The organism is [Leptolyngbya] sp. PCC 7376, from assembly GCF_000316605.1.
Lineage (GTDB): Bacteria > Cyanobacteriota > Cyanobacteriia > Cyanobacteriales > MRBY01 > MRBY01.
In genome coordinates, this window is record NC_019683.1 from 1,564,102 (window position 1) to 1,577,471 (window position 13,370).

At 42.8% G+C, this 13,370-nt stretch carries 13 protein-coding genes and 1 pseudogene; 9 read left to right on the plus strand and 5 right to left on the minus strand.

What is annotated here, in order from left to right:
* Window positions 1-8: 8 nt before the first annotated feature.
* On the minus strand, window positions 9-527 hold the full coding sequence (locus LEPTO7376_RS06975; RefSeq protein ID WP_015133510.1) for a hypothetical protein: 519 nt from the start codon (window positions 525-527) through the stop codon (window positions 9-11).
* Between the two features lie 87 nt (window positions 528-614).
* Between LEPTO7376_RS06975 and LEPTO7376_RS06980 the strand changes: the two genes are divergently transcribed.
* From LEPTO7376_RS06980 to purE, 7 genes and pseudogenes are all read left to right on the plus strand, one after another.
* Window positions 615-1,040, plus strand: coding sequence for a hypothetical protein (locus tag LEPTO7376_RS06980; RefSeq protein WP_015133511.1), 426 nt, complete (start codon window positions 615-617; stop codon window positions 1,038-1,040).
* A gap of 107 nt (window positions 1,041-1,147) precedes the next feature.
* Window positions 1,148-3,331: an EF-hand domain-containing protein gene (locus LEPTO7376_RS06985; RefSeq protein ID WP_015133512.1), complete on the plus strand. Its 2,184-nt coding sequence runs from the start codon at window positions 1,148-1,150 to the stop codon at window positions 3,329-3,331.
* A 178-nt stretch (window positions 3,332-3,509) separates the two neighbouring features.
* A complete protein-coding gene (gene acnB, locus LEPTO7376_RS06990) occupies window positions 3,510-6,107 on the plus strand; it encodes a bifunctional aconitate hydratase 2/2-methylisocitrate dehydratase (RefSeq protein WP_015133513.1) in 2,598 nt (865 codons plus the stop codon).
* A gap of 121 nt (window positions 6,108-6,228) precedes the next feature.
* A complete protein-coding gene (locus LEPTO7376_RS06995) occupies window positions 6,229-6,792 on the plus strand; it encodes a DUF3885 domain-containing protein (RefSeq protein WP_160148403.1) in 564 nt (187 codons plus the stop codon).
* A 200-nt stretch (window positions 6,793-6,992) separates the two neighbouring features.
* Window positions 6,993-7,694, plus strand: a complete 702-nt coding sequence (locus tag LEPTO7376_RS07000; RefSeq protein WP_015133515.1) for an IS1 family transposase — start codon at window positions 6,993-6,995, stop codon at window positions 7,692-7,694.
* Between the two features lie 412 nt (window positions 7,695-8,106).
* A pseudogene (locus LEPTO7376_RS25635) lies at window positions 8,107-8,815 on the plus strand (IS1 family transposase).
* 227 nt (window positions 8,816-9,042) lie between these two features.
* Window positions 9,043-9,567 carry a 5-(carboxyamino)imidazole ribonucleotide mutase gene (purE, locus tag LEPTO7376_RS07010; RefSeq protein WP_015133516.1) on the plus strand — a complete coding sequence of 175 codons (525 nt, stop codon included), beginning with the start codon at window positions 9,043-9,045 and terminating at the stop codon, window positions 9,565-9,567.
* A 22-nt stretch (window positions 9,568-9,589) separates the two neighbouring features.
* On the opposite strand, the gene LEPTO7376_RS07015 is transcribed toward purE, so the two are convergent.
* Both LEPTO7376_RS07015 and LEPTO7376_RS07020 read right to left on the minus strand, forming a co-directional pair.
* Window positions 9,590-10,198, minus strand: a complete 609-nt coding sequence (locus tag LEPTO7376_RS07015) for a hypothetical protein (RefSeq protein ID WP_041763243.1) — start codon at window positions 10,196-10,198, stop codon at window positions 9,590-9,592.
* A 43-nt stretch (window positions 10,199-10,241) separates the two neighbouring features.
* Window positions 10,242-10,898, minus strand: coding sequence for a DUF4079 domain-containing protein (locus LEPTO7376_RS07020; protein WP_015133518.1), 657 nt, complete (start codon window positions 10,896-10,898; stop codon window positions 10,242-10,244).
* Between the two features lie 38 nt (window positions 10,899-10,936).
* Between LEPTO7376_RS07020 and LEPTO7376_RS28955 the strand changes: the two genes are divergently transcribed.
* Window positions 10,937-11,173, plus strand: coding sequence for a DUF2116 family Zn-ribbon domain-containing protein (locus LEPTO7376_RS28955; protein WP_071880680.1), 237 nt, complete (start codon window positions 10,937-10,939; stop codon window positions 11,171-11,173).
* A gap of 92 nt (window positions 11,174-11,265) precedes the next feature.
* On the opposite strand, the gene LEPTO7376_RS07030 is transcribed toward LEPTO7376_RS28955, so the two are convergent.
* Window positions 11,266-12,039, minus strand: a complete 774-nt coding sequence (locus LEPTO7376_RS07030) for an OB-fold-containig protein (RefSeq protein WP_015133520.1) — start codon at window positions 12,037-12,039, stop codon at window positions 11,266-11,268.
* A gap of 149 nt (window positions 12,040-12,188) precedes the next feature.
* Window positions 12,189-12,374 carry a PCP reductase family protein gene (locus LEPTO7376_RS07035; RefSeq protein WP_015133521.1) on the minus strand — a complete coding sequence of 62 codons (186 nt, stop codon included), beginning with the start codon at window positions 12,372-12,374 and terminating at the stop codon, window positions 12,189-12,191.
* A gap of 192 nt (window positions 12,375-12,566) precedes the next feature.
* Between LEPTO7376_RS07035 and LEPTO7376_RS07040 the strand changes: the two genes are divergently transcribed.
* Entirely contained in the window at window positions 12,567-13,358 is a 792-nt protein-coding gene (locus tag LEPTO7376_RS07040; RefSeq protein ID WP_015133522.1) for a DUF1796 family putative cysteine peptidase, read from the plus strand.
* Window positions 13,359-13,370 lie beyond the last annotated feature (12 nt).

Consider the following 13,370-nt stretch of genomic DNA (forward strand, 5'->3'; position numbering starts at 1 on the left):
AATTAGATTCAATAGCCAATCAAAAGTATTCCTTTCAACGGTAATTGAAGTCTATTACTGGCGTACATAGCGTCAAAAAACTTAGAAACCGTCTCAAAGTGATTCTTCGAATTGTTCTTGTAACGATATTGATTACAGACTCCAATGCCTAAATACTCGACGTCTGTCATCATACAGGCTTGAAATAAGTCTTTAAGAAATTGGTTATTTTCTACTCCCCTACCAGCTTCAACTTCTAAAACAAATCCTTCTGTTTCATGGTAAGCATCTGCATAGAATGATTTTTCAACAATCCCATTCTTTCCGAATAAAACTGGAACAGGTATTTTTTTGTCTACCTTTTTTCCTGTCTCCACAGCAAAACCTTCTTGTTGAAGAGGGCGACACAAATGAGCCAGAACTTCATTACTTTTTAATCCATGGACATCTGAGGCAATAGCACTTTCAGTAAGCTCAAAGCACTTGACTACGTCATACACAATTTGAGGAGGCTTTTTGCTGAGCGGATAGAAGAGCCAGTTAATCATATGAATTGAATTGAATATGGCAATATTTCATTCTAGGCGTAAAAATAATCCTCAATCATCTACAAACTCACTGGAGAAACAACCACAATGTTTAGAGCCTTTAACCAAGCATTCGACATAGCTCTCAAACAATCGTGGACAAAAGCCTACGCGAGAATAGTGGCCTTTGTTTTGATCTATGGCGGGTTTGCTCATATCGGCAACATCGCCGGGTGGACAGGTACACCTTGGTTAGAAACACCTGTCCTCTGGCGAGGTATGGACATTGCATTATTAGTCTTTGATGTCAGCACGGCGATCGCCCTCTGGATGGGAATCGCGTGGTCAATATGGTTACTATTCGGCGGAATTATTTGTTTGCAGATTTTGCCTTACACCATCTGGCGATCGCAGTTCATCGCGAAACCAGAAGATGGCGCTGTTTTAAATCAGTTAATCGGCACAGAACTAATCATTCTCAGCATTTTTTGCATCTTGCTAGTTCTCCCAAAAGAGGAAGTCGCAGAAAAGTAATCAGGCGATCGCCCAATCACCTACTTTGAGACATACGCTCGAAAAAACATGACGTAATTGGGTAGGCATTATTGTATTTTGGGAGAAATTAATTTCCTCAAAAGATCATGCTTGCCAAGGTTGCAGAACGCCAAATGCATTGGGTGCGGTGGGGACTAACAATCGGTTGGTTTCTGTTGATTATGTCACTCTTTTTTGATCCCGTTTCCAGCCAGTTCACTGCGCCAGATCATCCATGGAGTCCCATGCGCCTCGATCCTAGCCAATGCATTTTGGTGCAGGGTGAATGTCTCCCTGAACAATCCTATGCCCTTGGTGCACCCATCTTTTGGGGATTAATTGTCCCCAGTGCAATTTTTATTTTGCTGGTTTTTGGGCACGAATTTTGGCGACGCATTTGTCCGCTATCGTTTATTTCCCAAATTCCCCGCGCGATGGGTTGGGAGCGTAAAAATAAGCGTGAAAACAAAAAAACAGGAAAAGTTCGATATGAGCTCGTCAAGGTCAAAAAAGATTCTTGGTTAGCCAAAAATCATCTGCCTCTGCAATTGGGTTTGTTTTACGTTGGTCTCAATTGCCGCATTCTCTTTGTGAACTCAAATCGCTGGGCGCTGGGTTCATTTTTGCTATTCACTATTGCGGCGGCTCTAACAGTTGGTTTTCTGTATGGCGGTAAGTCTTGGTGCCAATATTTCTGTCCGATGGCACCTGTTCAACAAATTTATGCTGAACCGAGAGGTCTTCTTGCCAGTACAGCTCACGAGGGCGATCGCCAAACCATTAGTCAGTCAATGTGCCGCACCGTCAGCCCCGAAGGTAAAGAGATGACTGCTTGTGTGGCTTGCAACAGTCCTTGCATTGATATTGATGCCGAGCGCTCCTACTGGCAGAAACTCACTGATCCTCAGCAACAATGGCTTTATTACGGATATGTTGGCGTGGTTGTCGGCTATTTTCTGTTCTATTTTTTGTATTCCGGCAGTTGGGATTATTACCTTTCTGGCACTTGGAGCCACGACGAAACGCAATTAAATACCCTCTTAAAACCTGGCTTATATCTCTTTAATCAAGCCATTCCCATCCCCAAAATTGTTGCAGCACCAATCGTTTTGGCGGCCTTTGGATTTGCGGGTTATGGTATCGGTCGCCAAATTGAATCACGCTACAAAGTTTATCAACGCAAAAAACATCGCCCTCTCAGTTCGGAAGAAGTGCGTCACCGTGTTTTCAGTGTGAGCACCTTTTTTGTCTTCAATTTCTTCTTCCTCTTTGCAGGCCGAAACTACATTGATTTATTGCCCGCACCATTGCCTTACCTATTCCCGACCTTAATCGCGGTTTGCAGTACTCTTTGGCTATATCGCACTTGGCAGCGGAGCAATAACCGTTACAACCGTGAAAGTCTGGCGGGTCGCCTCCGTAAACAATTACGCAAACTAAATCTCGACACTGCGCAATTTCTGGAAGGTAAATCCCTAGATGAACTCAACGCAGATGAGATTTATGTCTTAGCGAAAGTGTTGCCAGGCTTCTCGAAAGAAAAGCGCCTGCAAACATACAAGAGCATTATGCGTGAGTCTATTGAGGAGGGCTATGTGGCGGTAGATCAAGTCCTTGAAGGGTTACAACAAATGCGAAAGGAGTTGGATATTTCCGAGAAGGAGCATGAGCAAATTCTCGATGAACTGATGGCTGAAAATCCGGAACTCTTCCGCAGCGATCGCCTAAACAGCAGAGAAGATTCATTGCGTTTAGAAAGTTTCCGGGAGACCTTCCTCGAAACTGTTTTGGAGTCTTGGAAAGATCACCCAGAGGAATCCCATATTCAGGAGTTGGCACAGGTTTTCCAAAAACATGGCTCGCCTGAAGACCTGAAAAAGCTCATGGCTTATCTCTCTAAGAGCGATCAGAACATGGTGGCTTATCTCCGACAGGAATATGGCATTTCCGATGATGATGAGATGATCGCCCTCAGACGCACTGAACCCGATGAACTCTGGCAGGTGATCGCCCTAAATATTGACGTCATCAATACTTTGGTGAGCGATAGTACCGAATCCGAAAATTCCGCCCTACGGAAACTCTTCTCTGAAATCGATACCGATGGCTCTGGTGGCATTGATATTGACGAATTAAAAACGTATATCAAAAACATCACTCCCGATTTCACTGATGATCAGATTGAAATGATGTTTAATCGCGCCGATATTATCGGTAATAACATGATCACCTATGAAGAGTTTTGTGTACTGTTCAAAAAAATTGGCCAACAACGCATAGCCTTAAAATAGTCTGAAAAAGAGAGGAAATTGCAGGTATACCCTTGGATATCCACTCTTTTGTGGCGATTAACTCCTTTAAACAGTGATTAACATAACAAATCACAACTATCAAGATTCTCAGATGGCTTCTATACCGTGCCGAGTACAATAGAGTCACTAAAATTTAGAATAAGTTATCTTTGTCTCTATGCTAGAAGCCTACCGTAAACATGCTGAAGAGCGCGCTGCACTTGGGATTCCTCCCCTTCCCCTCGATGCAGAACAGACCTCTGCGTTATGTGAACTCCTAAAGACTTCTCCCACCGATGAACTCCTTAGTCTTCTTAGAGATCGCGTCCCACCCGGCGTAGACGAAGCAGCTTATGTAAAAGCTGGATTTTTGACGGCGATCGCCAAAAAAGAGATCACTTGCGATTTGATCACACCGAAGTATGCAGTAGAACTACTCGGCACCATGATCGGTGGTTATAACGTTCAGTCTTTGGTCGACTTGCTCAGTTCTGATGACGCAGACTTAGCAAAAGCAGCGGTGGATGCTCTCAGCAAAACCCTCCTCGTTTTTGATGCTTTCAATGACGTACTCGAACTGTCCAAGAACAACGACTACGCGAAAAAAGTAATCAACTCTTGGGCAGAAGGTGAATGGTTTACGAACAAGCCTGAAGTAGCAAAAGAAATCACTGTCACAGTCTTTAAGGTTCCCGGCGAAACCAATACCGATGACCTTTCTCCCGCACCCCACGCCACAACTCGTCCTGACATTCCCCTCCACTCCTTGGCAATGTTGGAGTCAAAAATGCCAGAAGGTCTCGACACTATCGCTGACCTCAAGAAAAAAGGACATCCCGTTGCTTATGTGGGTGATGTAGTTGGAACTGGTTCTTCCCGTAAATCTGCGATCAACTCTGTCCTATGGCAGCTCGGCGAAGAAATTCCTTTCGTTCCCAATAAAAAAGCTGGCGGCTATATTTTCGGCGGTAAAATTGCACCTATCTTTTTCAACACTGGCGAAGATTCTGGAGCATTACCGATCGAATGTGACGTTAACGGCCTGAACACTGGCGATGTCGTTACTATTCATCCCTACGATGGCAAGATCACCAACGAAGCAGGTGAAACTGTTTCAACTTTTGATCTAAAACCCGACACCATTCTCGATGAAGTTCGTGCTGGTGGCCGCATTCCTCTCCTCATCGGTCGTGCCCTCACTGACAAAACCCGCGAAGCCCTCGGACTTGAAGCAACAACTTTATTTACCCGTCCTTCCATGCCGGAAAATACAGGTAAAGGCTTTACCCTCGCTCAGAAGATGGTTGGTAAAGCATGTGGCTTAGAAGGTGTTCGTGCGGGTACTTCGTGCGAACCGATTATGACCACAGTGGGTTCCCAAGATACCACTGGCCCAATGACTCGCGATGAGCTGAAAGAGTTAGCATGCCTTGGTTTTAATGCCGACCTCACTCTCCAAACTTTCTGTCACACAGCAGCATATCCAAAACCCGTTGACATTAATACCCACAAAAATCTCCCTGACTTCTTCTCCACCCGTGGCGGTGTTGCCCTGAAGCCTGGTGACGGTATTATTCACTCTTGGCTAAACCGGATGTTGATGCCCGATACCGTTGGTACTGGTGGTGACTCCCATACCCGTTTTCCTCTCGGTATTTCCTTCCCCGCAGGTTCTGGCCTCGTGGCGTTTGCGGCGGCGCTCGGTGTGATGCCTCTCGATATGCCTGAGTCTGTGCTTGTTCGTTTCACTGGCGAACTTCAACCCGGTGTAACTCTCCGCGACATTGTGAATGCTATTCCTTGGGTCGCAATGCAACAAGGTAAACTCACTGCTGGCAAAGGCGACAAAATCAATGTCTTTAACGGTCGGATTATGGAGATGGAAGGTCTTCCTGATCTAAAGGTTGAGCAAGCATTCGAGCTTACTGATGCTACTGCGGAACGGTCTTGTTCTGGTTCAACAATCAAGCTTAGCGAAGAAACTGTTGCTGAATACTTGCGCTCAAACGTCGTACTCATGAAGAACATGATTGCGCGGGGTTATTCCGATGCTCGGACATTACTCCGTCGTATTGCAAAGATGGAAGAATGGCTCGCAAATCCTTCTCTGATGTCTGCTGATGCTGATGCCGAATATGCTGATGTGATTGAGGTGAACCTCAGTGAAATCAAAGAGCCTATCGTTGCGGCTCCAAACGATCCTGACAACGTCAAACTGATGTCTGAATGTGCAGGCGACAAAGTTGATGAAGTATTTATCGGCTCCTGTATGACCAACATCGGTCACTATCGTGCAGCAGCGAAAATCCTTGAAGGAGCGGGCACGGTGAAAGGTCGTCTCTGGGTTTGTCCTCCCACTCGCATGGATGAACAGCAGCTTAAAGAAGAAGGTGTGTATGCAACTTTTGCTGGTGCTGGTGCACGGACTGAAATGCCCGGTTGTTCTCTCTGCATGGGTAACCAAGCTCGTGTTGAAGATGGCGCGACAGTCTTCTCCACCTCTACCCGCAACTTCAACAACCGCATGGGTAAAGGCGCTCAAGTTTATCTCGGCTCCGCTGAACTTGCGGCTGTTTGTGCCCTCCTCGGTAAGATCCCAACCGTGGAAGAATATCAGGCGATCGTGGCAGAAAAAGTTGCTCCATTCGAGGGTGAACTTTACCGTTACCTCAACTTCAACGAGATTGATGGCTTTGAAGATGAAGGCCGTGTCATTCCTCTAGAAGCAATGCCTAAGATTGAAGATCTTCTCGGTATGCCTGTTGCTTCGAAATAATCTTTATTCCTAAATAAAATTCGAGGTGAACTTCAGCGAAGTTCACCTTTTTTGTTGAAAAATCAACTCAAACATTAGTAATGAGTTCAGAAAGAACATGTGGAATGAAGTGAAGTCTTGTTTGAAAAATACTCAGTTTGCGGTGAGGTTAGAGCTACGCCCCACTGATCGCAATCTGGATGAGTATGACTATATCCAAGCGGTAAAGCCGAATTATTTTCCGACGGTGATTGATGCTGCGAGTCTAGTTTTTGAATCTACCTTTGCACCGGATGAGGCGATCGCCATGCTTTGTCGGCGATGGGGTTCCAAACGAACGCATATACGAACTAGTGGTTTTGGATTAAAGCAAGTTCAGTTTGACCAAGATGTTTCCCTAAGTTTCAAGAAGCGGAAAACGAAAGAACGAGGTATTTGGATTAGGGAGGCTCTAGTGTTGGGCGATCGCCGCAAGTTTAACCACAGAAATATATTTCTTGGCATTGCCCATGCTGACTTTAATATTCAGCCGATGATTAGAGAGTGGGTTGTATTTGTCAGTCTTCAGAAGGAATTAGTCTATTTCATGTATGACGATCGAGGTGTGCTGATTGCGTCGCCCTCGAAAGAAACCCTACCGACTCTGCCGGAAAACCTAAATATCCTACGCTACGAAGATATTCGACCTAGCGAGTTTCTCCTTTAGGATTTTTGGTTGCTCATTTTTTCAATGTCTAACGCTATGTTGCTGGGCAACCGCCATTTTCCTCCAGAGCCTTTTGGCGAAACTCAACGATCTTATTCTGCAGAGGAGGTTGGCAGTAAGAGAAAGTTTTCACCTCAAATGAAGACTCAGAATAGGGCGTTGGTGAAATGAGAGAGGAGGAGTAAGCTGTCAAATAAAAAATGAACTGTCCTGAATGCCATTCAGAGCATATCTGCAAAAACGGCTTTCGTCATGGCAAGCAAAACCATAAGTGTAAAGATTGTGGTCGCCAATTCGTTGCTCATCCCCAAACTCACCGTGGTTATAGTGACGATGTCCGCCGCCTCTGCCTCAAAATGTATGGCAATGGCATGGGATTAAGAGCAATTGCGCGAGTCACTGATATTCACCACACCACGATTCTTCATTGGGTGAAACAAGTTAGTACTATTTTGCCTGATGCCTATGACCCGGAATCGACACCGCAAGTAGGCGAGATAGATGAATTACAAACATTCGTCGGCTCGAAAAAAACAGTCTGCATATGGATAGCCGTAGACCATTGCAAACCCGGTATTTTGGCATGGAGCATCGGAGATAGAAGTGCTCTGACCTTCAAACTATTGTGGCAAATAGTGAGCTGTTGGCAATGTTATTTTTACGTGATTGATGGTTATCCTGTTTACGCTATGTACATTCCTGAGGAAGACCGAATTATCAGCAAGACATATATGACCAGAGTAGAAGGAGAAAACGGTCGTTTAAGAAACTATCTAGCTCGTTTACATCGCAAAACACTTTGCTATTCAAAGTCGGTGGAAATGTTAGCTAACTCTCTCAAGTTACTGATTCACTACCTCAAGTTTCAGGATGTACCTGTGCCGTTGAGAAACATCCCTTAACTCACCAACGCCATTTTTTGAATGCTGTGATTATAGAAACTGAGGTCTGAAGCTTTCTGCTCAATGATTATGATGCCTTTAGCAGTGATATCACTCACGTTCGACTGTCCAAGTTAAGGTCTTTCGATGACGAGACTGGCTGTTGTAGAAAACGGAAATTGCATCAAGCTTCTTAACTGACTTATCAGACTTGTTTAATTGAGTTGAAATGGCCGCTTTATTATATGGCATTGCAGAATAGAGGTATGAATTGAGTCCACATCCTCAATTCATACCTCTATTCTGCAATGCCGGAAATGTTTTTTTACCTAAGTAACTTTTTTGTCTCTCTGATTTTTGCTATTTCACCATTCGGTAGTCCTAAAGAGGTAAGGATAATAAGAAGGGAAGTTAAGTCACCAGTCTCCCTCAAATGCTTCGTTGTCCCAACTGTCAATCCACAAAAGTTGTAAAAAATGCTCGTATCCATAACGGCAAACAAAACCATAGATTTCGAGACTGCGGTAGACAATTTGTAGAAAATTCTCAACAGAAAATCATCTCTTCTGACACCACGGAGTTAATTGATAAGTACTCCTCGAAAAGATTCCTCTGGCTGGAATTGCTCGAGTTTGTGATGTCTCAGAACCCTGGTTACAAAGTTATGTCAACCAGAAATACGAAGCCATACCGCAGCAAGTGCACATATGCTCGAAACAAAAGGACAATTGACGATTCAATGCGATGAGATGTGGTCTTTTGTCGGCAATAAACATCAGAAATATTGGATTTGGCTGGCCTTAGATGTCGATAGTCGCGAGATTGTGGGAGTCTACGTGGGAGACCGTTCTGAGGCAGGAGCATTAGGGCTATGGCAATCTTTACCCGGAGTTTATCGCCAATGCGCAGTAGCTTACAGTAATTTTTGGTCTGCTTATGGCCTCATCTTCCCTAGCAAACTTCATCAATTCGTAAGCAAAGAGACAGGAAAGACAAGTTATATTGAGCGATTCAACTGTACTTTGAGGCAAAGAGTTTCGCGCTTGGTGAGAAAGACTTTATCCTTTTCTAAGAAAGTCGCAAACCACATTGGAGCTATTTGGCTTTTTGTTCATCACTACAAATCATCCTTACCTCTTTAGGACTACCCACCATTCTATAAATGGCTTGGATTTTTCGATTGATAACAATACTAAATTATGGGTTGATTGAGATGTATTGTTTTTCTTCAAATAGTATATAGATATAATACTATTTGAAGTCTGAAATATTATTTATATTGCAATAAAATCTATAAATAATTATCTGATTTGATTGATGTTTATTTCTGCAAAATGTATATTTTGGGCAGTATATCTATTGGAATTTTATGAGTTTCCCTAATTCTCTTGTCGGCATTATTATGGGGAGCGATTCTGATCTTCCCACAATGCAAGCGGCGATCGCCATCTGTGAGCAATTTAATGTATCTCATGAAGTTGGGATTGTGTCTGCCCACCGTACGCCAGAACGCATGGTGGAATATGCCGAAACTGCCCATGAACGTGGCATCAAAGTAATTATTGCTGGAGCAGGCGGCGCAGCCCATCTTCCCGGCATGGTTGCAGCGCTAACAGCTTTGCCTGTGATTGGTGTTCCAGTGAAAACCCGTACTCTCAGCGGTGTAGATTCTCTTTATTCCATCGTCCAAATGCCTCGCGGAATCCCCGTCGCAACAGTGGCGATCGGAAACGCTATGAATGCTGGTTTACTAGCCGTTCAAATTCTTGGAGCATTCAACCCCGACCTTCTCAAGCAAGTCCAAAATTATCGCCAAGGTCTAAAAGATATGGTGATGGATAAGCAAACTAATCTAGAAAAAATGGGCTACCAAAATTATCTTGAAACAATGTGATTCTCTAAACAGAATTAAGCAATCAAAAAACCTTTAACGAATTCACAATTTCTTCAAAAATGGGTTGATATTCAGTCATATCATTATCCAGAGTGATAATAATAACTTGATTTGAATCTGGTACAGAAATAACAACTGAAGTGTAACTCCACATTCCCGACCATTGGAATCTAACTGTATCTAGACCTGATACTGTTTGTTCTGTAATTTCTGTTTCAAGAAGAAAACCACTTTCTTTTACCCATTCTGTCAAAGATAAGTTAATTGGATTTTCGGCATAGGATAGGGTGAGAGGAGTTGCCTCGACGAAAGTTTCTATCTGTTCATAATCCTGCTTAGTCCAGATAGTAATACCCTCATCTGATTCTTGAAATTTATATTTTCCTGAATATAAAAAACTAAACCCTAATTCTTGATTTTGATAGGTAGAGTTTTCTGAAACATCCAACTCATCCGTAGTTTGTTGATCCTTTGATATGATTTCTTCTTCCTGAGCTGAGGTTGAGGAAGATGTTTGGGTGTTTGTGTTTTGGGGAGTTGAAAATAGTTCTTCTTCAACACTGTTGTTATTACATCCGGCCATAATCCCAGAGAAAGAAAGAATTAGACTCAAAAATAGAAACTTTTTCACTGGACAATACCGAGATAATCAATCTGAAATTAAGCTTTGTTTATTATTTGGCTGCGTAGAAAGCAATCTCTGCAATATCCCTAACGCCAGTAAAACCTTGGCCGATGAATAGAAGAGTTGCAATTATATTTAAGATGATGTGGGCTTTTCGCCATTTCTGGGATTTGTCTTTGTAGATTTCTTGAACAATTGCGAGAGAAATTATCATCAAAATGGTTGCAATTAAACCATAGTAATAGTGGGAGATGTACCACTCATTTGTACGTCGAAAAATCCAATTTTGGCCACCAAGAATGATGACTCCCATACTTGTGAGTGTTGCAAAAGTCCCTCGCCATACTTTTGTTTTGGCGCGGTAGAGAAATACTAGAGAAGCTGCTGTTAGAACAAACATCATAATGACAAAAAATCCAAGAAAAAGATTCTCTGTCATCAGATTTTGTTTGATAAAACCTTTGGTGATTGTTGGGTGTAAAAGGCCAACTAAAGATAATGCCACCACACTTCCTGCTAGCCAACGACCAATATTGACATGCTCAACGCCTACTTTGGGAGGAATTTTGCTTTTATTACCTGCGGCGATCGCCAAACGCCTTTGCCGCACTTGCCAAGAGAAATAGCAAACAATTCCGATGAGTGGGAATACCCAAATTACTGCCAAAATGGGATGGATCCAAGTCGTGATGAGGTTAATATCCATGGCTTGATTATTAATGGATTAAATGGTGTTTTTATTGAGTGAAAAAGTCCCAAAGTATTCCAGGTAAGGAAATAAGTTGCTCGACGAGTTGCTCAGAGCGAATTCCAAAAGAAATTTGGAGGATTAGAGCGATCGCCGCGATGGTGACAGCAGTTTTGATACTGGTTTTAACGATATTAACGAACGCCGTAAAAATGAGCCAAGAGATAATTACAGCAGCAATGATGACAACAACTTCGATAGGCATAGACGGCAGAGAGAACTTTACAGGGTAACTGGCGATCGCCAAGGTCAATTTTCAGGATACAGGATGCAGACTAGAGCAATACCCTTGAATAACTTATGGATTGAGAGCACTTAAATTGCCTTAGGAACTGGACTCTCGCAACCATTTGTCCTCATCGGAACTACCCTTAACAATGGCCAGGTAGCTATGTTCCCTGTGCTCAATAATGAGGATTTTTTGACCTCTTGTCGGCATGATTGAAGCCCAGGGCGGACTGCTGGCATTGACCGTCACCATATTACGGGCGGCATCATAAACATCCACTTGACCGACTTTGCCATCGATATATGAAGGGAGAATTTTTGAAGAGACTGTACCTTCGCAACCGACTAAACGCTCACTACTGACATCTTCCCCGAAGGACGCAAAGATTTTACCGAGGGGATAAGCCAATAGTTTACCTGTCCATAGGGCGATCGCCCCACTTACCCAAAAGACGCCGATTCCTAATAAACCTGTTGGAATTTCTCCTATGCCTACGGCAATCCAAACATTAAAAATCCAGCCGAGTAATCCCCATAAGCTGCAATCAATGGCGAGCAAAATCATTAGGGGAGCTTGCCCAAACCCGAACCAAGACAAAATCGAGAGGATACCAAAATTACCGTTGGCTTCAACATCGCCATCGATATCGCCGTCAACATCAGCATCGATATCCGCATCAACGTCTATGTCTGCGTCTATGTCTGCATCTACATCCACATCCACATCCACATCAACGTCAATATCCACATCAGCATCGATATCCGCGTCTAGATCATCGTCGCCACCGCCAGAAAATATAACAAATAGGAAGAGCAGTACGCCTGTGCCCAGCAATACCCAATACCCTAGATTGGCGGTGTCAAAAATCATTAGTGTTTTGGACTCAATAACGGTGAACTAGTCTGCCTTTCAGGATAATCTGCATGAAGTGTGATGGCGTTTCTCGCAAAGTTTAGAGTGTTGTATTTGAGAGAGCGTCACTAAACAGACAATACCGATGTAAACATCGATAATGTTAACTACTTGCCGAAATGTTCTTGGGCACGGATCACGAGTTCAGCAGTAATCTCTTCGACTTCCTCTTTACGAGCTAATTCCTCAATGGTTTGGCGAGCTTGGGAACGCGCATAAAAAGGAATATTTTTGAACTTAATCTTGGCATCTTCTGTCCAAGGAATTTCTTCGAGAAAGTTGGGGTAATTCATAGCACATTGAATATTAGAAGGATATTTTTGATCATAGCAGGGATTTATAGAGACAGAAGAGCGACAAGCCTTGTCGTATCAAGTTTTCATCAATCCTTCCCAGCATAATGGTGATTACCTATTTTCACTATGTTAATTGTTTGAATAAGCTGTTACTGAGTCAACCCATATTAGAAATTACACTTCCAACCAATGAAAAAACATATTTATATATCCCTTGGTGCAGCCTGTGATGCTGCCCAAAATCTAAACTTTTTAGGACTACGTCACTGTAGCTACCCGTTTGATTGGTTATGGAATTTAGACTTAGGCTTAACTGCTGTCACACAAATTATTGAGCAAGATTTTGAAAAAATAACATTCCAAGATTGTTATATTGAGCTGCCCCATTACCGTTTTCCTGATCCAATGGTTGTGTACAAAGCCTATCCGACTATTGCCCATCTCCATACAAACCCTTTAGAAGATTCCGATGCTCATCAAACCCTCTGCCGTCGTATTGAGCGTTTCCAAAAAGAATTAAATAGTGACACTATTAAACACTTTATTTACTACCGAAACTTTAATAATGATCTCTTTGATCAGCATGCCACATTGGAAGATACTTTAAAAAAACTTTTGAATGAAGGGGAAATCTTTATTGAAATGTTGCAAAAGAAGTATCCAGAAGCTGCTAAGAGAGCTTCTCTTCTTCTTGTTTTACAAACGCGACCTCTTGATCAAAATCAAGCACAAAAACTCACTAGTCATTATCGCCAAAAAATCAGAAAAAAGGCTAGATTTGACAAAATTATTTTAGCTTGTAGCTTAAATAGAAATGATAACGAGATTGCTTTAAAAGAGCAATGGAAAAGACAATGGGAAACACTTCTCTTTACTCAAACCCGCATGCCGTTGGGGATGATTTTCCAATATCGTTTTAAATTATTTATGATGCGGTCACGTATATTTTTGGGAGGAATAAAGCAGAAAATAACAAGATAGATTCTTGCTATT

Excerpts from the sequence above, each read along its gene's own strand:
- LEPTO7376_RS07035 (WP_015133521.1), bottom strand. The coding sequence starts at position 12,374 with ATGAATTACCCCAACTTTCTCGAAGAAATTCCTTGGACAGAAGATGCC.
- purE (WP_015133516.1), top strand. The coding sequence starts at position 9,043 with ATGAGTTTCCCTAATTCTCTTGTCGGCATTATTATGGGGAGCGATTCT.
- LEPTO7376_RS07000 (WP_015133515.1), top strand. The coding sequence starts at position 6,993 with ATGAACTGTCCTGAATGCCATTCAGAGCATATCTGCAAAAACGGCTTT.
- LEPTO7376_RS06980 (WP_015133511.1), top strand. The coding sequence starts at position 615 with ATGTTTAGAGCCTTTAACCAAGCATTCGACATAGCTCTCAAACAATCG.
- LEPTO7376_RS07030 (WP_015133520.1), bottom strand. The coding sequence starts at position 12,039 with ATGATTTTTGACACCGCCAATCTAGGGTATTGGGTATTGCTGGGCACA.
- LEPTO7376_RS07020 (WP_015133518.1), bottom strand. The coding sequence starts at position 10,898 with ATGGATATTAACCTCATCACGACTTGGATCCATCCCATTTTGGCAGTA.
- acnB (WP_015133513.1), top strand. The coding sequence starts at position 3,510 with ATGCTAGAAGCCTACCGTAAACATGCTGAAGAGCGCGCTGCACTTGGG.
- LEPTO7376_RS06975 (WP_015133510.1), bottom strand. The coding sequence starts at position 527 with ATGATTAACTGGCTCTTCTATCCGCTCAGCAAAAAGCCTCCTCAAATT.
- LEPTO7376_RS06985 (WP_015133512.1), top strand. The coding sequence starts at position 1,148 with ATGCTTGCCAAGGTTGCAGAACGCCAAATGCATTGGGTGCGGTGGGGA.
- LEPTO7376_RS07040 (WP_015133522.1), top strand. The coding sequence starts at position 12,567 with ATGAAAAAACATATTTATATATCCCTTGGTGCAGCCTGTGATGCTGCC.